26 protein-coding genes are annotated in these 25,131 nt (G+C 52.0%); 4 read left to right on the forward strand and 22 right to left on the reverse strand.

Annotation, left to right across the window (positions count from 1 at the left end; all coding sequences use genetic code 11):
* Positions 1–40: 40 nt before the first annotated feature.
* The 11 genes from fabG to HPY52_02045 all read right to left on the reverse strand — a co-directional run bounded on the left by fabG (position 41) and on the right by HPY52_02045 (position 9,280).
* The gene (gene fabG / locus HPY52_01995) at positions 41–784 is read right to left on the reverse strand and encodes a 3-oxoacyl-[acyl-carrier-protein] reductase (protein ID NPV79037.1); all 744 of its coding nucleotides are present in this window, start codon (positions 782–784) and stop codon (positions 41–43) included.
* Positions 768–1,739: an ACP S-malonyltransferase gene (gene fabD, locus HPY52_02000; protein ID NPV79038.1), complete on the reverse strand. Its 972-nt coding sequence runs from the start codon at positions 1,737–1,739 to the stop codon at positions 768–770. Before fabD ends, fabG begins: the two co-directional genes overlap by 17 nt.
* Complete coding sequence (locus HPY52_02005) at positions 1,723–2,757, reverse strand: ketoacyl-ACP synthase III (protein ID NPV79039.1); 1,035 nt, start codon at positions 2,755–2,757, stop codon at positions 1,723–1,725. The genes fabD and HPY52_02005 overlap by 17 nt, the downstream gene beginning before the upstream one ends.
* A gap of 44 nt (positions 2,758–2,801) precedes the next feature.
* Positions 2,802–3,809 carry a phosphate acyltransferase PlsX gene (gene plsX / locus HPY52_02010; protein ID NPV79040.1) on the reverse strand — a complete coding sequence of 336 codons (1,008 nt, stop codon included), beginning with the start codon at positions 3,807–3,809 and terminating at the stop codon, positions 2,802–2,804.
* The gene (fapR, locus tag HPY52_02015) at positions 3,810–4,388 is read right to left on the reverse strand and encodes a transcription factor FapR (GenBank protein ID NPV79041.1); all 579 of its coding nucleotides are present in this window, start codon (positions 4,386–4,388) and stop codon (positions 3,810–3,812) included.
* Between the two features lie 305 nt (positions 4,389–4,693).
* Positions 4,694–4,888 carry a 50S ribosomal protein L32 gene (gene rpmF / locus HPY52_02020; GenBank protein ID NPV79042.1) on the reverse strand — a complete coding sequence of 65 codons (195 nt, stop codon included), beginning with the start codon at positions 4,886–4,888 and terminating at the stop codon, positions 4,694–4,696.
* A gap of 31 nt (positions 4,889–4,919) precedes the next feature.
* Entirely contained in the window at positions 4,920–5,519 is a 600-nt protein-coding gene (locus tag HPY52_02025) for a DUF177 domain-containing protein (GenBank protein NPV79043.1), read from the reverse strand.
* Positions 5,520–5,619: 100 nt separating this feature from the next.
* Complete coding sequence (locus HPY52_02030; GenBank protein ID NPV79044.1) at positions 5,620–6,462, reverse strand: hypothetical protein; 843 nt, start codon at positions 6,460–6,462, stop codon at positions 5,620–5,622.
* The gene (locus tag HPY52_02035; protein NPV79045.1) at positions 6,452–7,462 is read right to left on the reverse strand and encodes a PDZ domain-containing protein; all 1,011 of its coding nucleotides are present in this window, start codon (positions 7,460–7,462) and stop codon (positions 6,452–6,454) included. Before HPY52_02035 ends, HPY52_02030 begins: the two co-directional genes overlap by 11 nt.
* Positions 7,463–7,467: 5 nt before the next feature.
* Positions 7,468–8,241, reverse strand: coding sequence for a patatin family protein (locus HPY52_02040; protein NPV79046.1), 774 nt, complete (start codon positions 8,239–8,241; stop codon positions 7,468–7,470).
* A 169-nt stretch (positions 8,242–8,410) separates the two neighbouring features.
* On the reverse strand, positions 8,411–9,280 hold the full coding sequence (locus tag HPY52_02045) for a serine hydrolase (protein NPV79047.1): 870 nt from the start codon (positions 9,278–9,280) through the stop codon (positions 8,411–8,413).
* A 303-nt stretch (positions 9,281–9,583) separates the two neighbouring features.
* Between HPY52_02045 and ylbJ the strand changes: the two genes are divergently transcribed.
* Positions 9,584–10,801, forward strand: a complete 1,218-nt coding sequence (ylbJ, locus tag HPY52_02050; GenBank protein ID NPV79048.1) for a sporulation integral membrane protein YlbJ — start codon at positions 9,584–9,586, stop codon at positions 10,799–10,801.
* Positions 10,802–10,888: 87 nt separating this feature from the next.
* On the opposite strand, the gene HPY52_02055 is transcribed toward ylbJ, so the two are convergent.
* The 6 genes from HPY52_02055 to HPY52_02080 form a co-directional block, all read right to left on the reverse strand.
* Entirely contained in the window at positions 10,889–11,446 is a 558-nt protein-coding gene (locus HPY52_02055) for a hypothetical protein (protein ID NPV79049.1), read from the reverse strand.
* 30 nt (positions 11,447–11,476) lie between these two features.
* A complete protein-coding gene (coaD, locus tag HPY52_02060; GenBank protein ID NPV79050.1) occupies positions 11,477–11,962 on the reverse strand; it encodes a pantetheine-phosphate adenylyltransferase in 486 nt (161 codons plus the stop codon).
* A 56-nt stretch (positions 11,963–12,018) separates the two neighbouring features.
* Entirely contained in the window at positions 12,019–12,579 is a 561-nt protein-coding gene (rsmD, locus tag HPY52_02065; GenBank protein ID NPV79051.1) for a 16S rRNA (guanine(966)-N(2))-methyltransferase RsmD, read from the reverse strand.
* A gap of 259 nt (positions 12,580–12,838) precedes the next feature.
* Positions 12,839–15,103 carry an ATP-dependent DNA helicase RecG gene (gene recG / locus HPY52_02070; protein NPV79052.1) on the reverse strand — a complete coding sequence of 755 codons (2,265 nt, stop codon included), beginning with the start codon at positions 15,101–15,103 and terminating at the stop codon, positions 12,839–12,841.
* Entirely contained in the window at positions 15,009–16,739 is a 1,731-nt protein-coding gene (locus HPY52_02075; GenBank protein ID NPV79053.1) for a DAK2 domain-containing protein, read from the reverse strand. Before HPY52_02075 ends, recG begins: the two co-directional genes overlap by 95 nt.
* A gap of 25 nt (positions 16,740–16,764) precedes the next feature.
* Complete coding sequence (locus HPY52_02080) at positions 16,765–17,139, reverse strand: Asp23/Gls24 family envelope stress response protein (protein ID NPV79054.1); 375 nt, start codon at positions 17,137–17,139, stop codon at positions 16,765–16,767.
* Positions 17,140–17,488: 349 nt separating this feature from the next.
* Here HPY52_02080 and HPY52_02085 point away from each other — a divergent pair, with 349 nt between their 5' ends.
* The gene (locus HPY52_02085; protein NPV79055.1) at positions 17,489–17,680 is read left to right on the forward strand and encodes a 50S ribosomal protein L28; all 192 of its coding nucleotides are present in this window, start codon (positions 17,489–17,491) and stop codon (positions 17,678–17,680) included.
* Positions 17,681–17,772: 92 nt separating this feature from the next.
* Here HPY52_02085 and HPY52_02090 read toward each other — a convergent pair whose 3' ends face one another.
* From HPY52_02090 to HPY52_02100, 3 genes are read right to left on the reverse strand one after another with little or no spacing between them, the layout of a single operon-like run.
* Positions 17,773–18,129 carry a hypothetical protein gene (locus HPY52_02090; protein ID NPV79056.1) on the reverse strand — a complete coding sequence of 119 codons (357 nt, stop codon included), beginning with the start codon at positions 18,127–18,129 and terminating at the stop codon, positions 17,773–17,775.
* Between the two features lie 29 nt (positions 18,130–18,158).
* Positions 18,159–18,758: a hypothetical protein gene (locus tag HPY52_02095; protein ID NPV79057.1), complete on the reverse strand. Its 600-nt coding sequence runs from the start codon at positions 18,756–18,758 to the stop codon at positions 18,159–18,161.
* Positions 18,759–18,779: 21 nt separating this feature from the next.
* Positions 18,780–19,244, reverse strand: a complete 465-nt coding sequence (locus tag HPY52_02100; protein ID NPV79058.1) for a YbaB/EbfC family nucleoid-associated protein — start codon at positions 19,242–19,244, stop codon at positions 18,780–18,782.
* Between the two features lie 528 nt (positions 19,245–19,772).
* Between HPY52_02100 and galT the strand changes: the two genes are divergently transcribed.
* Both galT and glgA read left to right on the forward strand, forming a co-directional pair.
* The gene (gene galT, locus HPY52_02105) at positions 19,773–20,813 is read left to right on the forward strand and encodes a galactose-1-phosphate uridylyltransferase (protein NPV79059.1); all 1,041 of its coding nucleotides are present in this window, start codon (positions 19,773–19,775) and stop codon (positions 20,811–20,813) included.
* A gap of 41 nt (positions 20,814–20,854) precedes the next feature.
* Positions 20,855–22,306: a glycogen synthase GlgA gene (gene glgA / locus HPY52_02110; GenBank protein ID NPV79060.1), complete on the forward strand. Its 1,452-nt coding sequence runs from the start codon at positions 20,855–20,857 to the stop codon at positions 22,304–22,306.
* Between the two features lie 75 nt (positions 22,307–22,381).
* On the opposite strand, the gene HPY52_02115 is transcribed toward glgA, so the two are convergent.
* Together HPY52_02115 and HPY52_02120 are read right to left on the reverse strand one after the other, a co-directional pair.
* The gene (locus HPY52_02115) at positions 22,382–23,497 is read right to left on the reverse strand and encodes an HD-GYP domain-containing protein (protein ID NPV79061.1); all 1,116 of its coding nucleotides are present in this window, start codon (positions 23,495–23,497) and stop codon (positions 22,382–22,384) included.
* Positions 23,498–23,622: 125 nt separating this feature from the next.
* Positions 23,623–25,128 (reverse strand): MATE family efflux transporter, encoded by a 1,506-nt coding sequence (locus HPY52_02120; protein NPV79062.1) that lies wholly within the window; start codon positions 25,126–25,128, stop codon positions 23,623–23,625.
* Between the last annotated feature and the right edge of the window lie 3 nt (positions 25,129–25,131).

A 25,131-nucleotide genomic window follows, 5' to 3' on the forward strand; every position in this document is an offset into this window, starting at 1 on the left:
ACCTCCCTTCGAGGAACTCTATCTATTAGGATAAGAACCCTTACATGGACATTCCGCCATCCACCGCAATTACCTGCCCGGTTATATATGCGGCATCATCTGACGCCAGGAAGACAGCGACCTTGGCGACTTCCTCGGGCATACCGGGTCGCCCCATGGGAACCATGTTGAGAAGGGCCGTTCTTGCCTTTTCTGGCATGCTTTCAGTCATTTGGGTCACGATATACCCAGGCGCGATGGCATTGACGGTCACGCCCCTCGCCGCGAGCTCCCGCGCAGAAGTTTTGGTAAGGCCTATCAATCCCGCCTTGGAGGCCGCATAATTGGCCTGGCCTGGGTTCCCCATGATGCCTACCACCGATGAGATGTTGATTATCCTTCCGGACCTTTGCCTGAACATCTGGTGCCCGACTATTTTCGTGCACAGGAAGGCTCCCTTGAGATTCACATCCAGTACTTCCTGCCAATCCTTTTCGCTCATCCGGAATATAAAATTGTCTCTGGTTATGCCAGCGTTATTCACCAGGATATCGACCTTGCCGAAATGTTCAAGACATGCCTTTAACATGGTCTCGATCTCAGCGGCGTTGGTTACGTCCATCTTCATGGCTATGGCATTTCCGCCGCGGGCCATGATCTCGTCCCTGACCTTCTCAGCTCCAGCCGGGTCTGTATTGCCGAGGGCCACCACACTGGCCCCCTGAGAGGCCATCTCAATGGCAATAGCCCTCCCAATTCCCTTGGAGGCACCGGTAACCACTGCTACCTTATTCATTAGCTTCATGTTGCATACAATCCTCCCTCAGGATCTCAAGTAGTGATTCTAAATATCCTGGGGCATCAAGGGCGACCATATGGACTTTTTGGGGCATCCGCCTCAAGAATCCGGTCAGGACCTTTCCGGGACCTACCTCGATGAAAGTGTCCATCCCACTTTCAATCATGAAGCTCATAACATGCTGAAATCTTATAGGCCTCTCCACCTGGCGCGCAAGATATCCCCTGATATCCTCCGGATCAGATAAAGGTTTCGCTTCTGTATCAGACACGAATGGCGTCTCAGGCCTCCCAACCGGGGTCTGGCGGAGGATGCGGGACAGCTCAGGCACTACTCCTGCCATGAGTCTAGAATGAAACGGGCCGCTCACTGCTAGAGGAATGGCCCTCCTTGCCCCGAGCTCCATGGCAACCTGGGTGGCAAAGTCCACGGCACGCTTCTCGCCAGATATCACGATCTGGCCGGGGCAGTTGAAATTGGCAGGATCAACTATCCCTATATGGCTCGCCCTCTCGCACGCGACACGGACTTTTTCCTCATCGAGGCCGAGGATGGCTGTCATGGCTCCCATTCCAGGCTCCACCGCCTGCTGCATCAGCTGTCCCCTCTGTCTCACCAGCCTCACAGCGTCCTGAAACTGTAAGGCGCCTGCCGCGACAAGCGCGCTATATGCTCCGAGACTGTGCCCCGCTGCCATGTCGGGCTTGATTCCATGCAAGGCGAGGAGCCTCAACATGGCCACACTCACTGTCAATATCGCAGGCTGCGCATTCTCTGTCAGCGTTAGTCTGTCCTCCGGGCCTTCAGATATGATCTGGGATAAAGGGAAGCCCAGAGCGGCGTCAGCCTCATCAAATGTCGATATGACCTCATGGCCGCTAGATCTGAGGAATTCCCCCATTCCCACGTACTGAGACCCCTGGCCGGGGAAGAGGAAGGCTATTCTATGCCCGGCGTTCATGCTTGCACCACCTTAATACGACAGATCCCCAGGTGAGTCCTGCACCAAATGCTGTAAGCAATACCATGTCTCCATCAGAGATAGCCCCCTCACGCGCTGCCTCGTCAAGGGCTATGGGTATGGAAGCCGCAGATGTATTTCCATACCTCTCTACGTTAGAATAGACCTTGTCTTTGACGCCGAGCCTCTCGGCCGCTATATCCATGAGCCTTCTGTTTGCCTGGTGAGGGATGAACAAGGATATATCATCAGGGGATAAACCAGCCTTTTCAATCGCCTGCTGAGAAGCATCCGCAAGGATCCTGACGGCAAATTTATATACCGGATTGCCTTCCATCTTCAAGTAATGAAGTCGCTCATCTACGGTCTTATGGGATGCCGGAAGCAGTGATCCTCCAGCTGGCAGCTTCAGCATTTCTCCATGACTTCCGTCCGCTCCAAGCACGGCAGAGATGAGCCCCGGTTCGCCTGATGCTGGGCGGAGAACGCAAGCTCCTGCCCCATCGCCGAATAAGACGCAGGTGTTTCGGTGAGTCCAGTCGACAATTCGAGAGAGGGTCTCTGCGCCTATTACCAGTACGGTGTCATAGAAACCCGAGCTTATGAATTGGGCGCCATTCACGAGGCCATATACAAACCCGGAACAGCCCGCTGAGATATCAAAGGCCGCGGCATTGATTGCCCCAAGCTTCCATTGAGTCAGGCATGAAGCGGATGGGAAGAACATATCAGGAGTCACTGTGGCAACGATTATAAGATCAACATCCCTGACGTCGACACCCGCATCCTCGAGGGCCCGCCTCCCGGCCTCCACCGCAAGATCAGAGGTCGTCATTCCCTCCGGAGCTATGCGACGCTCACGTATACCTGTCCTTTCGGTAATCCATTGGTCACTGGTATCCACCATTTTCTCCAAGTCGGCATTAGTAAGGACCTTGTCTGGCACAGCCATTCCAGTGCCTGCGATCTCAACCCCTCTCGCCACCGTCGAAGTCTTCTCGAAAATCACAGAGGCCATATTTACATCACCTGGTTCAGTATATATTGATGGATTTTGCTATTCTACTCTGCTTCTTTGATTTCACTCAACCCGTCTCGTATTTTCTCAATGATCTGTGCCTCCACCGAATCCCTGGCAACTCTGATGGAATTCTTGATGGCCCTAGCATTTGATCTACCATGCGCGATCACCACGACATTGTTCAGGCCAAGAAGCACCGCCCCCCCATACTCTGAATAATCCATCTTCCTCTTTATGCCCTTGAGGACGGGTAGGAGCAAGAGACCGCCAGCCTTGCCCCGGAGCCCGGTGGTTTCTATACCGTCCTTGATCATAGCCACGATGGCAGTCCCAAGGCCTTCCGCTAGTTTCAAAACGATGTTTCCTGTAAAACCGTCAGTCACGATGACATCTGCGCCGCCATGAGGGATATCTTTGCCCTCGATGTTCCCGATGAAATTGAGACTTGTTGCGGCGATGAGTTCCCGGGCCTCTCTCGTCAATTGGTTACCTTTTCCTTCTTCCTCACCATTGTTCAAAATCGCGACCCGCGGATGATCGATGCCCATGACCTTGTTCATGTATATACTTCCCATGATGGCGAATGACACCAGGTGATGCGGTCTGCAATCGACATTTGCCCCAGCGTCGATGAGGAAACAGCACCCGTCCACTGTTGGGAAAACCGTGCCAATGGCTGGTCGCTCTATCCCGGGGATACGCTTTATCCGGAGGAGCGCGCTTGCAAACGCAGCGCCGGTATTGCCTGCAGAGACCATGGCGGAAGCGCCGTTTCGCGCCACCAGGTCGCTTGCCACCATCACCGAAGAATCGCGATAATGCCTCAAAGATTCGGCCGGATGGTGTTCATCCATGGGAACAACCTGGGATGCATGGGCGATTTCTAATCCTTGAGAAGGAGCCCCTGATTTCTCTAATTCATACTCAAGCCTCTCCTTATCTCCTGTTAGCACAACTTCTACGCCTAGACTTTTCACAGCCTCGATGGCCCCACGAACAAGCTCTTGCGGAGCAAAATCTCCTCCCATGGCATCTAAAGCTATTTTCATTTAGAGCCCCTCCCGAGTGAACATGACAAAATCCCCTGAAAACACTTCTTCATTTCCCACTCTGGTTACAACATGGACTCTATGTCTACCATCTTCCTTTGACATTACTCGCGCGGTCGCGATAAGTCTGTCTCCTGCATATACAGGCTTTTTGAATCTGATGCTGGCTGAGCCCGTCAGGACCACCTCTGCATCCACGATGGCCACCGCCAGAGAGTTGGCCTGGGCAAAGATATGATGCCCTCGGACGATCCGGGTGCGTGTAAAACTCATCTCGGGAGTTGTATCGAGGATGGAAGTTCCTTCTTCCCCCAGCTTTACGCTGATGAGCTGGCCTATGACTTCACCGGCAGTGAGTGCCTTGACCTTTGAATATGCCTCATGAGCCAACCGTCTGATTCGTTCCCGGGCCTCAGGTATCCCCATCTCCAACCGATCGAGTCGTATCGTCTGCACGCTTACATCGAGCCTGGATGCCAGTTCAACATCAGTTATAAATGGATTTTGGGAGATCACATCCGCAAGGGCCTTCTGGCGCTCTATCTTCGATTTCCCTGCGAAAGATCCGGAAGAACCCACTCTGTCGCCCCCCAGGACGGAGTGCCAGCGGCGCAAGAATCACCTTTCGCCATGGCTGTCCGCCCACGATTATAGGACCAGCTATTAGGACCTGCTACTAACGGTAGTATATAGCATATGATGAGATTCCGCAACAGGAATGTCTACAAAAAATCGCTAGTTACGAATCTTTGGTCAGCCTGGAAGGAAAAGCGACCCGCTACTATACCGTTCTCAGGAGAGACTCTCGCAAAGCAAGACTTCTCCTGCCGGGAACTCGTATAGCGAGCGGGTCGCGGAAACGAACTTCTGGGCTGGAACAGCCGCTACCGGCCAGCTGCCGGCTCTTTCACCTTTATGACCTCCCGGCCATTATAAAATCCACATTCCGGGCACACCCTATGTGGTAGCTTCGGTGAATGACACTTTGGGCACTCAGCGAGCCTGGGGGCCTCCATTTTCCAGTTTGCACGCCGTTTGCGAGTTCTTGATTTGCCAAAACGTCCTTTGGGATTTGCCATAGTCGCACCTCCTCCTCGCCAAGCGCAAGGGTCATCCCTTTTGCTCTGGTGATCTTAGCTTCTTCAAAGCTTCTGCAAGTGGAGCCATCCTGAGATCCTGGGTAACGGGCTCACAATTGCATGGACCTTCGTTCAAATCCTTCCCACAGGTGGGGCATAATCCCTTGCAATCCTCTTTGCATATTACCTTCATGGGAATCGCTATACTCAAGGTTTCCTTAACGGCAGGCTCAATTTCAATGACTTCGTCATAGAAAGTCCTTATCTCAGGGTCATCTGACCACACATCTTCCGGCGCGCCATCTCCATATTCCTGTCCCTCATCTTCATGTCCCTTATCTGCTCCACGGGACGGAGGCTTGTGAATATGTCGATATTCCTCTTCAAATTCGGCCTCGATCGACAGGGCGACTTCCTTCAAGCACCTATCGCAAATCATGGGCACTATAGCATTCAATCTGCCATGTAAGACAACCAACTTACCGGTGTTAGTGGCCGTAACGTCGATCTCGACTGGTTCGTCAAGCTGCACTTCCCTGCCATTGGCAAATAATGAACCGATCCTCTCCCGCAGGGAAAATCGCTTGCTATTGCCCTTTTCTTTGAGAACATCCCGAACATCTAGTTCCATTCTAACACACCCTCAAAGCCACCGCGTCTAATTATAGAGGCAGCGGCACCCTATGTCAATCCGCAACTGCAATGCTGCAATGCCGCAACGCCATGGATGATTATTTGGCCGCCAAATATATCATCCTCTGATGCTCCGGGTCCACACGTCTCGATCCATGGGTCCTGCTGCCAAGGAAGTGGATACAGAAATGGCCATTTATGCCGTTTCCCTTTACCTCGCCATTTCCATGAGGCATTCCATTCATCGAGGCTGCAAGACGCCTGGATCCAAGATGCACGATGACGGCCCGTCTTTCCCAACTCCACCTGCCGCCAAAGGCCCTCTTCACTCTATTGGTATCCTCGGCCATGAGCGGCTCGCAATCGGCATGGAGATGACCACCGCGCCTTCTCATTGTAAATTGAAGCCCGGTTTCCACATCAGTAACCTTGAATACTCCCTGCAGGATCTTATTTGCCATCGTCCAGGGAATGATCTCGATCCCATGTTCTTTTCCCCTGGAAGAAACACCCTTTGAGGAAAGTGCGAGCTCTAGGGCCCTGTATGTGCTGGGCCCTACGACGCCATCAACGTAGAGTGAGCGTGACCTCTGGAATGCCTTTACGGCGCGTTCTGTGCCATTCCAGAAGTAACCATCCAAGGCGCCTCCATAGAAACCTAGCTTCTTGAGCTTGTCCTGTAGCTGCCTCACCGATTCGCCCCGCATGCCGATACGCAATAGCGGCGCGCTGGTGACGGGATCGGCCTTTGTCATCTCGCTGCCAGCCTGACTCACCGGGGATAAAAGGAACAGGAGCAGCAAAATGATATTTATGGTCAGCCGGCGACCCCCACGCAAGGCCAAGTTTGCCTCACCATCCTTTCGCCACGCAGAGGTCATGACTTCAGGGTTGAAACCTATGACCTCCGTAAGAACACCCAATGACAACTCATTCACCATCAGAATGCTTTTTCCTCCCTGCAAGTCTATCCAAAAACGTTAGCATATCATCGATTTTGGATACCTCGATCACCTTGACAGTGGTAGCCGCCATTCTCGCCTCCTCAGCGTTTTCTTTTGGCACAAAGAAGAATTCAGCTCCTGCCTTTTCTGCCGTCCTTATCTTTTGCTTCACCCCTGCAATCGGCCCTATTTTTCCATCGATATCAAGAGTCCCGGTCCCTGCCACGATGTGCCCCGAGGTCAGATCCCCCCGAGTGAGTTGGTCGAGCATTTCCAGGCAAAACATGGAACCGGCGGAAGACCCCCGTATATCTTTTGATCTTACTTCTATCTTTACCGGAAATTCGTATTCAATGTAAGGAGCTATCAGCACCCCGATAGCAGCTTTGCTTTTATCATCATGCCTGGGAATCGTCTTGATTCTGGTGGATATGACCTTGCCATCGCGAAGCAGTATGAGAGATACCTCATCTGAAACCTTGTGCCGCTGGATAGCTTCAATGGCCTCTTGCGCGGTCCTGACCGGCCTAAAATCCACTTCACGGATTACATCGCCAGGCCTCACTTTCCCATGGGCCGGACTACCCTCCATAAGATCTTCCACCATTACTTGAACAGACGTCTTTACCTCATAGCCCGCCTTCCTCAAAGCCACGGCCTCGGCTATCATTTGACTCTCTCTCATCAGGTTTTCCATTATCTTTAGATACTTCTCCATGGTTATGCCTGGAGGTATTTCCCTCGTCTTCGGCACGAAATCAACATAAGGTGACATGGCCGCAGCAATGATGGAGAAAATGGTTGCAGGCTCGCTGGATACTGAGGTCAGAAGGAACTTGCCGGTTGATTCCTTACACCCGGTTTCCACGGTCACCATATCCTTGAGGTCTACAGCAAGGCCAGGCATCACCACGAGAAAGTGCTGATAAAGGAATGCCTGTATCGACATGACGAGAACCAGTCCGGAGAGAAGAACCCCGAGAGCCTTCCTTTTCACAGGAATTACATCCTCCCTATTCCCTTCAAAATATCTGGAAGAGCCTTTCTGGCAGCCGCATCCCCCATACTGATCAAATCCTTAGCCATATCCAGTCTAGTGGGCCCTATTCCGGTCACGTCTATTGGGATAACCACGTCCGCCTCAACGATCCGGTTTTTCAGTATCTCCATTTCCATGATCTCGATTGCCGTAGCAATCACATCAAATATACTTCGCATCTTTTCCCTGGCTGCCCTGCCAAATACACTGGATGCGATCACCAGATCCGCTCCCATTTCCCTCACGACATTGATGGGCACACGATTCAGGACCGCCCCGTCTACCAGAAGCCTGTTCCCCAGGCGCAAAGGCACGGCGACTCCTGGAATGCTCACACTGGCCCTGATTGCGTCGGCCACGAGGCCTTCCTTTAATACCACTTCCTCGCCAGATTCAATATCCACAGCAACCGCCGCAAATGGGATGGATAGTTCGTCAAATCTCATATCGTGTGTGAGCAACCGGACAAACTCCCTTATTTTCTCGCCACTTACAAGTCCCATTCTTGGAACACATAAGTCGACAAGGAGATCCCACCTGATGCTGGTGGCAAGCTTCTCGATGGATTTGAGATCACGGGTGGCAGAATAGATGCCTCCAATGAGAGCGCCGGCGCTGGTGCCCGCTATGTAGTCTATGGGTATATCTGCCTCCTCCAGGACTTTGAGCACTCCTATGTGAGCCAATCCGCGGGCCGCGCCAGCGCTGAGGGCCAGACCCACCCTCGGCCTATCCATAGCCGGCCTGACATATTGCGACATCTCACTCCCCCCTCATGTAGAGGCTATTTCTATCTATTCGGCAGCGCAACCATAACGACGGTGGCGCCATGATGACGGTATGGGCACCTACTCAGAGCAGGCGCCCTATACCATTGATATGTCCAGTCTTTAGCGTTGCCAGATTTTAACCGAGTCGCGTCTGGTAATCGTAGACAATACGGGATATATGCGCTATATTGGAGAAACCCTCGTCAACGTCATATACACCCTGGGATAACACAGCCAGTATATATGGCCTATCAGTAAATACTATGCCCACATCATTCGCTACTCCGGAGATATCTCCCTCCTTGTGAGCAACGATGATATTCGGAGGAAGCTCACCAGGAAGACCCACATGGTATATTGGATGGGCCATATCGTCGAGCAGCCTGCTACCCTCGCGCGGGTGCTTTTCCGCGAATGCCAGCACGGCTTCGACATACTTTCCCATATCCTTGGCCGTCGTGATATTCTGACCGTCAGGATAGACGGTCTCTCCCCCGAGATCTTTCATGAACTCTATTATATTGTCCCGGCCCAGGTATCTCATCAGCATCCTGTTGGCGATATTGTCGCTTATGGTTATGGCAAGACTCGCCAGGGTCCTCAATGAATAGGTGTCACCATCCCTTGCGGCGAATTGAAGGATTCCTGCGCCGTCCTGATAGTCGAGCTCGCTATCATATGCGATTCTCGTGTCCCAATCCAGTTTCCCCTCTGCCACCAATTTGTTGAGATAAAGGACCACCGGCACTTTCACAGTGCTGGCGGCAGGAATCGGCTGATCGGCGTTGATCTCTATAGTGCGACCTGATTTCAGATCTTTGAAGTATACCCCATAGATAGCATCCCTGCTATTTGTATAAGATAACAGCTGCTGCCTCAATGCTTCATAGTCCGGAGACGATTCTCGAGCCCCGGCAGGCATCGGCTCATGACGAGACATAACTGCGGATGGTGGCTCAAGATGCTGGCGATCAGTATATATCTCGATTCCCGCTAATGCGAGCATCAGCGCTGAAATCGCGGCAGCAATTGCCATAAATTTCTTCAGAAATGACACGAATTTCCGCACCATCTCACCCCCTGTTATCACACTGCGCAAAACAAAACCCCAAGGAAAAGCCCCTGGGGCATTCTTGACGCCAGTTTGTTTTATTATAATCCACCCGGCGTGCCGCTGCCAATGAGAAAACTTGGAAATACATCCATTGCGGCATAGCCGTCCTACTCCAGAAATATACATAGTATCAGCATAGAGGAGGGATCTGTCTTGAGAAGACGCCTTGTGAGTGATCGTAAAACTGCATATCTTATGGCCGCAATTGGTCTTCTCGTAACGATTTCCATTATCATATATCCAGAGCCGGCATTCAAGGCATCCCTCGATGGCTTAAGGGTATGGTGGGAAATTGTATTTCCAGCCCTCATGCCGTTCTTCATAGCCGCCGAGGTGCTTATGGGGCTTGGGGTCGTTCACTTCATTGGAGCCCTGCTCGAACCCCTTATGAGACCCCTTTTCGACGTCCCTGGAGTCGGGGCATTTGCCATGGCAATGGGTCTAGCCTCTGGATATCCCATCGGAGCCCGTATCGCAGCCAGACTCAGGAGGGAAAACCTCTGCACACAGGTGGAGGCTGAAAGGCTCGTAGCCTTCACCAATACTGCCGATCCTGTCTTTATGGTCGGAGCCGTGGCTGTAGGCATGTTCCATTCGCCATCACTCGGAGGGATCATTGCAGGCGCTCACTATATATCGAGCATAATAATGGGTGTGATCATGCGTCTCCACGGACCAAATGTACAGGAACGACCGGCGTTCGTGAGGCCTTCCATGCGGCAGGGCTATTTCAAGAAAGCGTTTGATGATCTCTATAACGCCCGCAGAGCTGATGGCCGTCCTTTCGGTCAGCTTTTCGGAGATGCGGTGCGAGATTCTGTCACAACGCTCCTTGTAATTGGCGGCTTCATCATGATGTTTTCTGTGATCATCCAGGTGCTCACCGCTGCAAATATAATACAAATCGTTTCCAGGCCCGTCGCATGGCTGCTATCGAGCCTTGGGATGAGCCAGTCTCTGGCCCCGGCCCTCGTGAGCGGCATATTTGAGATAACGATAGGAACTGAATTGGCAAGCCGCGCCGAGTGTGCGATGACACTCAAGGTCATGGCGGCCTCAGCCATAATCGCGTGGAGCGGACTATCGGTGCTTGCGCAAGTCACGAGCATGACAAATGGTACAGATATTCGTATCAAGCCATATATAATCGCCAGGGTGCTCCATGCGCTCATCGCGGCCTTGATCACGCTGCTCCTCATGGGGCCTGCGGGGGCAACCATAGGAGGGGTTGTGGTTCCGGCCATCGTCGCCAACATCTCTGTACCAAGAATGAATATCCTTGCCAGGATGACATGGTCAAGCGCATACCTTGCCACGACCCTCGGCTACCTATTGATTGCCGCCCTTATCGTACAGATAGCCAGGACGGCCAGGATCTTCGGTTTCTGGGTAGTGCAAAAGACCAGGAAATGATCCGGAATATCCATTCCGCTCCCGGCAGTATCAGCGTATGGGCGATGTCGCCCCGGCATCCAGTTCGTCCTATGAGTAAGACTTACATTACTTGGCAGCAACCAACTTGGAATGATTTGCACCGCCTTGCGCTGACATTTCAGCCTTCGGCACAGGCGTCCCGGTCGACCCGGAAGCATTCCCTGAAGGCATCTCGCGCTTATTCAGTTCTTCTATGCCCTTTTCCACGACTTTTTGGGCGCGGGCCAAGCTCTCCAGCAGACTTTTGAGAGTGCTAGCGGCATAACTGTCGGCGCCCTTTCTTATTTCCTCCGCCTGGCTTCTGGCCTCAGTCACGATTTCCTGGGCATACTCTCTCGCCTTCTTGCCTATTTCGGAATCCTTAATAAGCTCTTGCATCCGCTGGCGAGCGGAACCCAAGAGTCTTTCGGCCTCCATCCGAGCATCGGTAAGGAGCCTGTCGCGATCCGCCAAAAGAGTCTGGGCGTCCTTGATAGCGTCAGGAAGTGCTATTCGAAGGTCATCCACAAGGTCAAGAAGCTGCTCAGCATCAACAATAACCTTGCTGGAAAGCGGTACCCTCTTAGACCTTTCGATCAAAGATTCGATAGCATCCAGAATCTCCATTATCTTTGCGCCGGTCATCTCAACACCCCCAGGATCTTCCCATGATCTTCATTGATTCTTCCGGAATTTCTCCCGGAGTCTGACTTCCACTGGCCTTGGAACAAGCCCACGTAGGCATCCGCCGAATCTCGCCAGGTCCTTGACTGCGCTTGAGCTGAGAAATGCATATTCATTATTGGTCATCATAAAGATAGTTTCTATAGAAGGCTCGAGTTTCCTGTTTATCGAGGCCATTTGAAACTCATAATCAAAATCAGATATAGCCCTGAGGCCCTTCAAAATCGCCTGTACACCCCTGCTTCGAGCGAAATTCACGAGAAGGCCATCAAATGATTCAATGGTGACCCTATCAAGATGACGCGTAACTTCTCTTAGCATGTCGGTGCGTTCCTCTACCGTAAACAAGGCCTGTTTGGCGGGATTTGTCAGGACCGCCACAATGATCTCGTCGAACATCTGATGACCTCTTTCAATGATGTCCAAGTGGCCACAAGTTACGGGATCAAAGCTACCCGGGTACACTACTCTAAACACCCAAGATCATCTCCCGATGGTTTCTACGTATAGTCCTATCTTGTCGTGCAAATCCTTCAGATTTCATCCTGGCGCAAATAGAATGACAACTGCGTGTCTCCATACCTCTCTGTGCGAGAGAACTTCAAATGAGCGGTTGAAGACGGAACCAAATCACGACTGCCATGCTCCAGCACAACAACTCCGCCGGCGCGCAGGATCCCGGCCTGATCTATCTGGCCCAGGATAGATGAATGAAGCCCCCGTCCATATGGCGGATCCGCAAAGATGATGTCGAATCGAACGCCTTTCTGACCTAATATCTGGCAAGCCCTCGCCGCATCATTTCGATACACTCTAGCCCTGTCGGAAAATCCACACAGCTCAAGGTTTTCACGAATAATCTCCACATGGCGCGCATCCAGCTCCACGAACACGACCTGGTTTGCACCCCGGCTCAAGGCCTCGATACCAACCCCACCTGCACCTGCAAAGAGATCAAGAAAGCGGGAATCGACCACAAGATCCCCGAGTATATTGAAAAGAGCCTCTTTCACACGGTCAATGGTAGGGCGGACACCACGCCCCGAAGGTGTTTTGAGCCTACGCCCCCTATCGCTTCCGGCGATGATCCTCACCATGTAACTTACCCCCAGTGGCAGGTTGGATCCCATTATTTACTATTAACAAAAAAGAATAAAATCAATTATGCCGAGCAAAATAACACTGAGAGAAGCGATGAGGAGGCGTGATCCTAGAGGCACATGCTCAGGAGAACCCTCCCCCATAAGCTCTTCCTCCGGTTTCTCCTCTCCCACGAGGTGGCGGCCATTGGGCCGTCATCTTTTTGTCTGGCAGATCCCCGGGACATCATCAACTATTGAAATTTTTCCGAAATCAGGCCCCTGCCTGCGGGAGCAGCGAGATAAAGCGTCGAAAAACTTCTCTACCAAGCCTCTCAAGACATCTTCCCGGGGAGAGCTCATCTATATCGATTTCAAGGGCGGCAGCCGCGGCACTCTCAAGAATGCTCAGATCCTTTGTAGAGATATCCACTCTGAGGTCGGGAATCCCGTGCTGTCTTACCCCAAATAACTCACCGGGTCCTCTGAGTCGCAGATCCTCCTCGGCTATCAGAAAGCCATCGGTGGTCCTCTGTATGGCCTGAAGTCTCTGCCTGGAGACCGGATTATCGGCTCTGGCTATCAATATGCAATATGATCTATGCGGGCCCCGCCCGACACGACCTCTCAATTGATGAAGCTCCGCGAGCCCAAATCGATCCGCATCTTCTATGACCATGACGGTGGCATTCGGGACATCGACTCCCACCTCGATGACAGTAGTAGAAATCAGGACATCCAGCTTCCCGTCACGAAATTGCCTCATCACTTCTTCTTTTTGGCGTCCTCCCATTTTGCCATGAAGCAGGCCTACCCGCATATCACGGAATACCCCTGCCTTGAGTCGTTCGGCCTCGGCCGTCGCGGCACGGGCATCCATATCCTCAGATTCCTCTATCAGTGGGCATACGATATATGCTTGTCTGCCAGAGGCCACCTGCCCGCGGATGAAATCATAGACTTTAGATCTCCCGGAGGGTTTCACCCAATGGGTTTCGATGGGTGTCCTGCCGGGAGGCAGTTCGTCTATTATGGAGATGTCAAGGTCCCCATAGACGACGAGCGCCAGGGTCCTTGGAATGGGCGTGGCAGACATGACCAACACATGAGGGTTTTCGCCCTTGGAAGCCAACATGATCCTCTGGTTGACCCCAAAACGGTGCTGCTCATCGGTGACAACCAGTCCCAGGCGCTTGAACGTCACATCATCCTGTATGAGGGCATGCGTTCCAATTACGACCTGAGATGCGCCTGAGCCTATCTCTGCAAGAGACAGATTCCTTTCCCTGGCGGACAATCCCCCAGTCAAGGAAATGATGGAGATCCCCAGTGGCTGTAACAGTCGCTCTAGCGATCTACGGTGTTGCTCGGCCAAGATCTCGGTGGGCGCCATGAGCGCGGCCTGATATCCGCTTTCTACCGCCTTGACGATGGCAAAAGCTGCGACTATGGTCTTCCCTGACCCTACATCTCCCTGAATGAGCCGCGACATGGGAACATCCCTCTCCATGTCGTCGCGAATCTCACCGATGACGCGCTCCTGAGCCCGAGTAAGATTGAATGGCAAGAGTCCCCTGAACCTTCTGACAAGATCTCCGTCCGAAATACAGGGCATCCCGCTACCAGGAACCCTGTATTGGGATCTTCGCAGCCGCAGGGCCAGTCGCAGCAGAAATAGCTCCTCAAAAGCCAGCCTGCGTCTTGCCTCTTCGGCACAATCCAAATTCCTTGGGAAATGAACGTTTGCAAAAGACCAGTGTCTCTCTGGCAATCCATGACGCGCCAGGATCTCGATCGGGATCACTTCATCGAGCTCATCGCTGTAAGACTTAAGGGTATTTGAGACGATCTTGCGCATCGTCCTTTGCCCGAGCCCGCGGGTCAGGCCATATATAGGCACCACCCTGCCAGTAGAAAGGAGTTCGTCCTCTGCAGATACTTTGGTAGGACCTGCCTTCTGTTCATCCCTTCGAGCGCCATGTATTTCTTCAAAATCAGGGTTCACCATGGCCAAGCGACCATATGAATGCTGGACGACGCCGCTGACATAGACCAGAGCGCCCTTTGAGGGCGCCATGCTGAACCTTGGGCGCATCTTAGCATTCCTTGTTCTCATGAAGAATACGATATCTATCGTTCCAGTGTCATCCCGTACTCGGGCGATATTGAGCCAGAGACGGCGGTCCCGGGCGCTTTGCTTTACTTCCACTGATATCACTTCGCCCATCACGGTCACCGTTTCCCCGGCGATCACCTGTTCAATGGGCTTTATGGTGGAGAAATCTACGTAACGTCTCGGGAGATACCACAAAATGTCATCCACTGTCTCGATCCCAAGCGCCATAAAACTGGAAGCCCTGGCTTGTCCAACTCCACGCACTGAAGAGATAGGATCATCGAGATGCGAACGGATGCCAGAAGAGCCAAACAATTTTCGGCCGATGTCATTCAGCTGAAATGATGTAGAAATAGAGTGGTTGGCCGCCATATTGGACTTCAATTTCGCAGTTGGGATACTCCTCCTGGATCCGTTCGGCAAGCTTGCTGGCCTCCTCTTGAGTCATCTTTTCCCCATAATAGATCGTCACAAGTTCGGTATCCTCAGTTATGATTTCCCTGACCAAATCAAGTGCAACCTTCTGGCGATCCTTTCCTACCGCCTTCAAGTCCCCGTCCGCCAACCCGATTATATCATTTTCCTCAATGGTGAACCCATTAACGGCGGAGTTCCTGACAGCGTAGGTGACTTCCCCTGTCCTGACACCTGCAATCTGTCTCTCCATTTTTACCCTGGCAGACTCAAGGTCCGCATCTGGTCCAACGGCGAGGAGCGCCGCAATCCCCTGGGGAATGGTCTTCGTAGGGACGACCAGGATTTCCTTTTCGGAAACGTTCCTTGCCTGCTCTGCAGTAAGGATCACGTTCGAGTTGTTGGGCAGCACGATAACGCGCCTGGAAGGAGCCTTTTCGGCAGCCTTGACTATATCCTCGATGCTCGGATTCATAGTCTGACCGCCCTCGATCACTTCGTCCGCCCCAAGGCTTCTCAAGATCTCCCGCAGCCCTTCGCCAAACGCTACGGCCACTATGGCAAATCTTTTCTCAGCCTCCGGGGCCTCAGCTTTTGTCTCTCGGGCTTTTTCCGAGACTTCCTTATTCTGGAGCACCATGTTGTTGATCTGTATCTCGGTCAGATCTCCGAGCCCGACACAGTATTGCAGCACGATCCCCGGATCATTCGTATGGACATGAACCTTGGCCACATCTTGAGTTCCAACCACAAGGAGACAGTCTCCATAAGCGGCAAGGTCCTGCCGCATATTATCGAGAGGCAGTCCACGCCCCTTTAGTATGAATTCTGTGCAATACTTGTAATTCAGTGTCTCTGGGTGAGCCCTGGCTGCAAGCTCCTGAGCTGGAGCGCGCGATCCCTCCTGAATTACGATTGGGGTCTGGGCATACCGCCCCATGCGCTGAGGCTCGCTTTTCGTCTGACCCCTTTTCCGTGGCATGGCAACGACATGCTCCCTTGCGCCATCGAGTGACTGATAGACTCCGGTAAGACCCGCGATGGCTCCCTCGAGGAAGATCACCAGGCCCTTGCCTCCGGCGTCCACAACCCCGGCCTCCTTGAGTATTGGTAGGAGTTCGGGTGTTCTATTCAGGGCCTCCTGGGCTGACTTAAGCGCGGCTTTCGCCACCTCACATATGTCTTTGGTGCCGAGGCTGGCTAAATATGCGCCCCTGGCAGCTTCTTTGGCCACAGTCAGCATGGTCCCTTCCACAGGTTTCATGACAGCCTTGTATGCAACCCTGGCAGCCTCTTGAAGGGCTCTTGCCAGATCCTGAGCCGTCATCACATCCTGATCTTTGAGAGAGCTGGAAAAACCGCGAAACAACTGGGAGAAGATCACGCCTGAGTTCCCTCGCGCTCCCATGAGTGAACCGGTAGAAGCAGCCTCCGAGACTTCGGCCACCCTTGGCATCCTGTCCTCCAGCGCCTGTACCTCCTTGACCGCCGCCGTCAACGTCAGGTACATATTCTTACCCGTATCCCCATCAGGCACAGGAAATACATTCAGTTCATCCACGATGCCGGCATTCTTGCCCAACCAATCTGTGCCGGACAAAATCGCCTTCGCTAGATCCATCCCGGTAAGGTATTCAGAATTCAAGCAAGGAACCTCCCTATCGGCAGGTCTAACCCTTTTTCTGTCCAACTGACCCCACCCTCACTCCCTGCACAATGACATCTACCCGCCGCACCTTGAGCCCCGTCATGCTTTCCACCACGTAGCAGACCTTGCTCATGGCATTGTTGGCGACCTCAGGAATCTTGACGCCATATTCGACGATAACATAGAGGCTTATAGCAACCTCATTCCCATCGAGCTTTACCTCAACACCTCGACCCAGATTGTCTCTACCTAGAAGCTCCGCAATCCCATCCTGGAGATTTCTTGAAGCCATGCCCACCAGGCCATAACATTCAGTTGCTGCCATGCCAGCAATGGCGGCTATGACCTCATCGGAGATGTTTATCTGACCGAGTTCTGTGCTCATTTCCTTGCCCATGCCGTATCCCTCCGCCCTCGTGCAACGAAACTATTCGCCGCCTGCCGCGCATTTCCTCTTGGGAGTTGTCCCGGACAATGTCCGAGCCACCACGAAATGGAAAGCTGATTCCCTCAAAAGCTTCTTGCTCCTTAAATAGATTATATTCATTTGGCGTAAAAGGCAAGACATACTCATTTCCTCGCACAGAGACGCGTGAAGGAGGCGATGATGGCTGATGATGAAAGTGGAAATCCCGGCAAAGATGCGGCGAAAATGCTAAGGATTGCGGTTGCGCTACGCTGGGGCGTGTGATAGAATAAGCGTGTCATTTTGCATGATCAAGCGTACATGATAAGGAGGCCGTTAAATGCCCCAGATTTGCTATATTTGTGGTAAGCATTCACAGACAGGGAATAAAGTCAGCCACTCAAACATCAAGACTAAGCGGCAATGGCGCCCGAATATCCGCCGTGTAAAGGCGGTTGTCGACGGAACCGTGAGACATATCAGGGTATGCGCTAAATGCCTCAAGGCGGGAAAAGTAAAGAGGGCGATCTGAAAGCCTAGGCGACAAGTTCCAAAGAGGATTTAGAGAGGAAATTCAGAGCGCCGGCGCACTGTCCGGCGCTTGTGAATGCAGATGGGTTTTGACTACATGATCGCCTGAGTGCCATTATCCAGGGTGGTATTGTCCTCCATGGGTTCTTCTACCAGCGTGTTGTCTTGGTTCACGCTTTCCTCACGTTTATCCGGAAGCAACTCTGGTATCGTCAATATTCCTGAAATCGCACCCAGGAGAATGAAATTTTCCATCTGTTGTTTGATTAACCCCATTACCTCATTTTGCAGTACTCGGGTGTCGATTTCTTTCTGACCTGTCGCCTGGAGCTGCTGATTGGCGATCTCCAAGAATGTATCGATCAACTGCTGGGCCCTGGGTCTCATAAACGGCCTCAGGGCCGCGATCAGATTGAGTTCATCCTCGGTAATGGTACGAGGCCCTGCCATCTTGCCATCCCCCCTCGTATCTCTGAGTATCATCCTCTTTTCCACTGCTTGCGCCAGTCTAGGGGACTATCTCGGCTGGCTTCCCTTGCTTCACCAGAATGAGTCTCGGCTTTTTGCGGACTTTTGGTCTGGTCCCCTTCGGTCGCTGGCTGGGGGCTTTTGGATTGATCCCCTTCAGAGATGGATTTCTCGACGGCGGTTTTCTCGGGAGGCGATTTCCCAGCCGCAGGCTTGCTCAGGCTGGTGAGTTTCCTCTGCCCCGCGCCCGACATCTGATTTGCCAGCAAACTTGCCATAGTCTGTATCATCGCCGGCGACACCTTGTCACCCAAACCCAACTGGCCGGCAAGGTTCGAGATGATCGAAATCAGATCTGGCGCCGTACCTTCATGCGACGAGACCATATGAGAAGTCCCTGGCGCATCCACCGCTTTGTCATCAGCATCATGAGCCAACTCGGGGACACATCCCAGATTGGCGGGACGCCTTGATCTTATGAGATCCACTATCCCAAGCAGGTTGAGGAGACTCAGCATTTCCAGAAGTTCGTCTCCGGTGAGAGCTGACTGTCCACGGGACAGGACCAACTCCCTCAAAATGGAGAATAGACGATAATCATCATCGGCCATCCCACCTTACCTCCTTGCCATTCATGGGGTCTCATTCGGTGGGCCGCCCATGGCGTTGAATACCTCTGAGACAGCAAGTCCCCTAGATTTGCCAATGGCCTCATTGATAGCCTGCAATAGAAGTTTGCGAAGCATCGGCAGATTTTCTGAGCTCAGAAGCTTCCCATCGACGACAATGTCGGATACCTCACCAAATCCATTTGCAGTGACCTTTACCAGACCACCACCAGCCACACCTTCAACTGTTTTAGCTTTGAGACCGGCTTGAATATCCTGAGCCTTGCCCTGGATATTTTGCAAGCCATCTAGAAACTTACTGAAGTCCTGCCCCATAAAGACCCTCCTCTCATGCACATTAAGAGTATATTCAGGTGCCATCGCCTTAGTTCCAGGATGTTTCATATCCTGCACAACCCAGTAACATTTGAGGATGAACCACCATACTATGTAAGCGAAGGCGAGGTTGCGAGGAATCGTGACCTGCATAAATGAGCATACATAAACGCCGCTCGATTCTGTAGAAAGGAGGAGACGATATGAAACCGCTCAATCCCGATTTCTTCTGGCTGATAATAATCATCCTGTTGTTGTTCTTCTTCTTTTTCTTCCTGGTTCCCCTTGATGTGAAAAAGACTGAGCCTGCTGACGAAAAGGAATAATGACCTGTCTCGTGACCCAAAGTCTAGTTTCGATTATCTCTCGCAGGAGGAAGGATCATGGAAACCAAAGGGATAATCTTCTGGTCCTGGATAATCTGGGTGGCAGTCCTGGTGATCTTGCTTCTGATAATCTTCTAGGGGAGAGTCCATGGGAGTCCCAAAACCCGTTTCTCGGTCCATTGCCCGCGGCCCCTTCATGGCGCGGGCAATCCCATATGTACCACGAATCGTCTTACGATGGACATGTTATAGCATATACTATACAATGTTTTTGAAATCTCCGCAGGTCGCGAATGAATAAAATCACCTGCTCTGCCGGACCTTATAACATAGAATGAGGTGAGCAGGACATCCAATGAGTGAATTGAGAGCGGATCCTATTTCAAGATGCTGGACCATCATCGCAAAAGAGAGAGGAAAACGGCCCCACGACTTCAAAGTTGAAAGGGAAGTCCGGCAAGGGGGGTCGAGGGTATGCCCATTTTGTGAGGGGAATGAAGGCATGACCCCGCCCGAAGTATTAGCCCTGGGACGAAATACCGACCTGAGGGATAGTCCTGGATGGTCAGTGAGGGTCGTCCCCAATAAATTCCCTGCTGTCTCGCCCAATGAGGAGGATTCCCCAGTCGCCATGGATGGACTCCTGCGTCACATGCCCGGAGTGGGAGCCCATGAGGTTTTAATAGAATCTCCCGACCACGACGCCACATGGGGAAGCTACAGCGATGGACAGCTTGAAGATATCTTTCGCGCGGTGCTCCTTCGCATGAAAGAGCTTAGGAAAGATGGACGGTTCAGATATTTTCAATTTTTCAAGAACTCCGGACGGATTGCCGGGGCATCACTTGAGCACGCCCACAGCCAGATAATAGTAACACCTATAATTCCTGTGGCGGTGCGTGATGAACTCAACACAGCACATGAATATTACGAGGCGACGGGTGAGTGCTTATTCTGCGCGATAATTCGAAAGGAAAGGCAGGAAGGCACGAGAGTCGTTGATCAGAATTCAAGTTTTGTGGCATTCTGTCCATATGCTTCACGTTTCCCTTATGAGATCCAGATCTTCCCCATCCTACACAGCCACGATTTTGAAGCCTTGTATGATGATCCTTCGGGGCTAGCCGGGCTCTCAAAGCTGCTCAAGGGGGTAATGGCAAAGCTGGAGGATGCCTTTGAATTTCTTCCCTATAATCTCCTGCTCCATACCGCGCCTTGGGAGCCAGGGTATGGGGAAACCTATCACTGGCATATCGAGATCTTGCCTAGGCTCACTATCATAGCGGGATTTGAGCTTGGAACCGGATTTTATATCAACCCTACGGCTCCGGAGCTTGCAGCCGAGGAACTGAGATATGATCTGGTTTCTGCTGTCCGCTCAAGGGAGGAACTATAGTGGATATCGACAGGAAACAGGAATTCGACGATACATTCAAGATTCTGATAGCATCTTCCGAAATCGCGCCTTTCGCGAAGACAGGTGGTCTCGCAGATGTAGCCGGTTCCCTGCCCAAAGCCCTCGCCATCCATGGAAATGACGTCAGGCTGGTAATGCCGCGCTATAGGGGGATCACTGATGTCTCCACATTGGCCGATCTCCCGGTATGGATCGGATGGAGAAAAGAGACTGCCATAATCAGGCAATCATTTATCCGGGCCAAATTGGATGACATCGAGAAAATGATCCCGGTATATTTCATCGACAATTACCAGTATTTCGATCGGGATAACCTGTATGGCTATTTTGATGAAAGCGAGCGCTTCGCGTTTTTCTCTAAAGCGATCCTAGAAATGTTGAAGGTCATCAATTTCTGCCCCGACATCATTCATCTCAACGATTGGCAAACGGGCCCCGTAGCCTTTTTACTCAAGGAACATTATTCACAAGATCCTTTCTATAGGCAGATCTCTACTGTTTTCACCATCCACAACCTTCAGTACCAGGGCAATTTCCCTCGCGAATGCCTGCAACTCCTAGACGTGGGGGATGAATACTATACCCCTGAGCTTCTCGAGTTCTATGGAAATATAAGCTATATGAAGGCAGGCTTACTATATTCCACCCTAATAAACACTGTCAGCAAAACTTATGCAAAAGAAATTCAGATGCCGGAATTCGGATACGGAATGGATGGTGTATTGCGAAAACGACAGCAGGATCTCTTCGGCATCTTAAATGGGATCAACTACCATGAATTCAATCCTGAGACCGACCCAAGGATATACAAGAATTACAGCCTGGAAGACCTAAATGGTAAACGCCAGAACAAATATGAATTGCAGAGGGAGGTAGGACTCCCGACAGCAGATGTGCCGGTCATCGGAATGGTGTCACGTCTTGTAGCGCAAAAAGGCTTTGACCTGCTGGACGAAGTGATAGACGAACTCCTCGGCATGAATCTACAGATGGTGATCCTCGGGAAAGGCGAAGACAGGTATGAGGAACTCATTCTTTCATTGAAGAAGCGCAATCCTGAGAAGGTTGCCGCCGTAGTAGGCTTCAATTCGGCTCTCGCCCAGAGGATCTATGCTGGTTCAGATATGTTCTTGATGCCTTCACAATTTGAACCATGCGGCCTGGGCCAGCTGATAAGCCTGAGATATGGAACCATTCCTATAGTACGAGCCACAGGTGGACTCGCAGACACGGTACATAACTATGAACCCGAACGCGGCATCGGAAATGGCTTCAGTTTCGTGGAGTATAAAGGCGAAGCATTAATAGACGCAGTGAAGAGGGCCCTTGCGATCTATCGAGACCGGGCAACATGGGAAAGACTGGTCCGCCATGCCATGGAATCTGATTTCTCGTGGAACAAGTCAGCGGTAGAATATATGGCTCTTTATGGGCTTGCCAGAAACCGACTGAAAACCCTGGCCATAACATAGTGCCCCGCGCGATGGCGAAGGTGGGGCCCTTTCTACGGCCCCCCGCTCCGCGGGGTCATGGGCGGACTCTTTGATCTAGGATCTAAGGCCATGAAGGATTGTAATATCCCGGTGCCTGGAAAGGTCGATCTCTATTACCCCAGCACATCTTCCTGATCGGCCTTCTGGACCCTCATGATGGGATTTGCCCGAAGGAGCGTCACGCAGGATCCTTACTACCGGCCGCTCCAGGTTGTCTCCATTTATGTCCACGACAACGGCAGTATCGCCAGTTGAGAGGCTGACCAGGGTACCTATGGGATACGGAGGTATATAGGAGAAAAGCATCTGAACCAGCCGGGCATCAAATGTCTTTCCCGCCTCCTTTTTGAGAAATTGCAGTGCCTCTGATGGCAGATAGGCTCTTCGGTAAATCCTGTCAGATGTCAGCGCGTCATATACATCAACGACTGCGGCTACTCGCGAGAATTCCTGGATCGACTCGAGTGTGAGCCGCCGGGGATACCCGGAACCATCGCATCTCTCATGGTGCTGAAGGCAAATTGCCCTCGAGACGGCACATACCTCATCATCCTCAGACAGAATCTCAAATCCCAGCTCAGGGTGAGCCTTCACCTGCTGAAACTCCCATGGGTCGAGGGCTCCAGCCTTGTTGAGAATATCCTTCGAGATTCTCATCTTCCCTATATCATGCATCAAGAGACCGATGCCGAGGTTGCGAAGCTTGGCATCACTATAGTCAAGCCCTATGCCCAATATCATCCCCAGGACGGCACAGTTTACTGAATGCTCATATGTATAGTTATCATAGGATTTGAGGCTTATTATGGATACGATGGTCCTCATCCGTGATCTGAGCTCATCAATTATGGCGCCGACTATATCGTAGACCTCCGAATGGATCACATGCCTACGAGACGAGAACTTGGCACTTGCAGCTTTGTCGAGTATCTCTCTGGTCACGTTGATTGCTCGCGCCCTGATCTCATCACTGATGACATCCCTCGAATCTACATCATAGGTCGCGTCATCTTCCACATAAATCATCATTATCCCGCGAGCCATAAGACGATCGATATATCCGCTGGTGAGTTCGACGCCCCTGGCAAGCCATTTCTGCCCATCAGGTCCATGTATTGGCCTTGCCAGGCGCATCCCTGGTGTGACTCTATCTAGGGACATAAGCCTCATCTCTTACCGCCTCCGCTGCCGCCACCACCACAACATCTGAGGTTTCTTTTTTTGCATCGAAAATTCCTGCTGATATATGCCGAATTATATAAGTTCTTATTCCTATATAGCGGAAAATATCGAAATTAGACTGCTACCCTCTTCCACTTTCCAGCTTTGAACCGGGCATAGATTATGGCAGAACGGGCCAACTGATCCATCGCCATGGCCATCCAAGCTCCCAATAGCTCAAGGTTGAGGACTACAGCGAAAAAGTAGCCCAATGCCACCCTGACCACCCAAATGCCAATGAATGTCGAATATAATGGCCATTTGGTGTCCCCTGCGCCCCTGAGCCCTCCCGCCAGTATAAATTGCGTGGACTGTGCAGGCTGCACCAGGGCCAAGATCTTGAGGACCATGGCAGACCTGGAGATCACGGCCGGGTCACTGGTGTAGAGAGAGGCTATCTGCCTGCTGAAGAATATAAAAATAAGCGCGGTGCACCCTGACACGATCATGCCCAGCCTCCTGGCCTCCATGGCTCCCTTCTCTGCCAGGGCCGTTTTCTTCGCTCCCAGTCCCTGACCTACCAGGGTGGTTGCGGCTATGCTGAAAGCCTGGCCCGGCGTGAAGGATAGAGACTGGATATTCATTCCGATCTGGTGAGCGGCAAAGACCACGGTTCCGAAGCTCGACACTACCCTAACAAAGACAAGCTGACCGCCGCGTAATATGAACTGCTCTATCGCCGCAGGCACCCCGACCCGCAGAATCCTCTTTATAAGAGGAAAATCCGGCCTATAAGAATCTTTCAGCGACAAGTGCAGGATGAAATGTCCAGAATATATAACCCTGAGAACCATTATGCAGGCCACAAACCTGGAGAAGCTCGTCGCTATGGCAGCGCCTGCGACTCCAAGACGAGGAAATCCGAAATTGCCATATATCAACAGGTAATTCCCTATTATATTGACGATGTTCGCTGTCACATTCACCTTCATGGGGGTCTTGGTATCACCAGCACCTCTAAGGGCTGCAGAGATTGCCATTGTGATGGTTGCGAATATCATCCCTGCGGAGACTATTTGCATATATGATGTGCCAAGGGGGATCACTTCCTCCTCCGCGCCCATCAACACTATCACAGAGTGGGATATCAATATTCCCAGAAGACTTGTCATGAGCCCCATAACGATGGTAACTGTGAGCGTCTGTCTCGTGGCATTGCACGCAGTAGCTCGATCCCTCGCCCCTATAGACCGCGCCACAATGGCTGTAGTCCCAACGTTGAGGGCCATGAAGGCCGCCTGTATAAAAAACATGGGTTGGTTGGTGAGACCTACGGCAGCTATAGCAGCCGGTCCCTGACTCCCCATGCGCCCGACCATGATCATGTCTGCCATCCCGATAAGAGACATAAGAAACATTTCCACAAGGGCGGGTCCGGAGAGCGCTATGACTCTCCGTCTGAGGTCAGATGTGATTTCAGCAGTCCCAGGGGAAATAGGCGCCCCAACAGCGTGCCCAGATTTGGTTTCCGCAACTCTATCAGCCCTATCGGACCTATTTATAGATAATCCTGTAGATAACCCGGTCCCCGGTGAGGCCACCGTTTCTGATGACGAATCATAACTTGCATCCTGCGCCATTAT

The sequence above is a fragment of the Bacillota bacterium genome, from assembly GCA_013178415.1.
Taxonomy (GTDB): domain Bacteria; phylum Bacillota; class SHA-98; order Ch115; family Ch115; genus Ch115.

Coding starts and splice junctions, on each gene's coding strand:
- HPY52_02040 (NPV79046.1), bottom strand. CDS start 8,241: ATGGATAGGCCGAGGGTGGGTCTGGCCCTCAGCGCTGGCGCGGCCCGC.
- galT (NPV79059.1), top strand. CDS start 19,773: ATGAGTGAATTGAGAGCGGATCCTATTTCAAGATGCTGGACCATCATC.
- plsX (NPV79040.1), bottom strand. CDS start 3,809: ATGAAAATAGCTTTAGATGCCATGGGAGGAGATTTTGCTCCGCAAGAG.
- HPY52_02120 (NPV79062.1), bottom strand. CDS start 25,128: ATGGCGCAGGATGCAAGTTATGATTCGTCATCAGAAACGGTGGCCTCA.
- HPY52_02055 (NPV79049.1), bottom strand. CDS start 11,446: ATGACCGGCGCAAAGATAATGGAGATTCTGGATGCTATCGAATCTTTG.
- HPY52_02100 (NPV79058.1), bottom strand. CDS start 19,244: ATGCAGGTCACGATTCCTCGCAACCTCGCCTTCGCTTACATAGTATGG.
- HPY52_02045 (NPV79047.1), bottom strand. CDS start 9,280: ATGCTCGCATTAGCGGGAATCGAGATATATACTGATCGCCAGCATCTT.
- HPY52_02090 (NPV79056.1), bottom strand. CDS start 18,129: ATGGCAGGGCCTCGTACCATTACCGAGGATGAACTCAATCTGATCGCG.
- HPY52_02080 (NPV79054.1), bottom strand. CDS start 17,139: ATGGGCAAGGAAATGAGCACAGAACTCGGTCAGATAAACATCTCCGAT.
- HPY52_02005 (NPV79039.1), bottom strand. CDS start 2,757: ATGGCCTCTGTGATTTTCGAGAAGACTTCGACGGTGGCGAGAGGGGTT.
- HPY52_02115 (NPV79061.1), bottom strand. CDS start 23,497: ATGAGGCTTATGTCCCTAGATAGAGTCACACCAGGGATGCGCCTGGCA.
- HPY52_02030 (NPV79044.1), bottom strand. CDS start 6,462: ATGGTGAATGAGTTGTCATTGGGTGTTCTTACGGAGGTCATAGGTTTC.
- ylbJ (NPV79048.1), top strand. CDS start 9,584: ATGGCCGCAATTGGTCTTCTCGTAACGATTTCCATTATCATATATCCA.
- HPY52_02085 (NPV79055.1), top strand. CDS start 17,489: ATGCCCCAGATTTGCTATATTTGTGGTAAGCATTCACAGACAGGGAAT.
- rpmF (NPV79042.1), bottom strand. CDS start 4,888: ATGGCAAATCCCAAAGGACGTTTTGGCAAATCAAGAACTCGCAAACGG.
- fabG (NPV79037.1), bottom strand. CDS start 784: ATGAAGCTAATGAATAAGGTAGCAGTGGTTACCGGTGCCTCCAAGGGA.
- fabD (NPV79038.1), bottom strand. CDS start 1,739: ATGAACGCCGGGCATAGAATAGCCTTCCTCTTCCCCGGCCAGGGGTCT.
- HPY52_02025 (NPV79043.1), bottom strand. CDS start 5,519: ATGGAACTAGATGTTCGGGATGTTCTCAAAGAAAAGGGCAATAGCAAG.
- HPY52_02095 (NPV79057.1), bottom strand. CDS start 18,758: ATGGCCGATGATGATTATCGTCTATTCTCCATTTTGAGGGAGTTGGTC.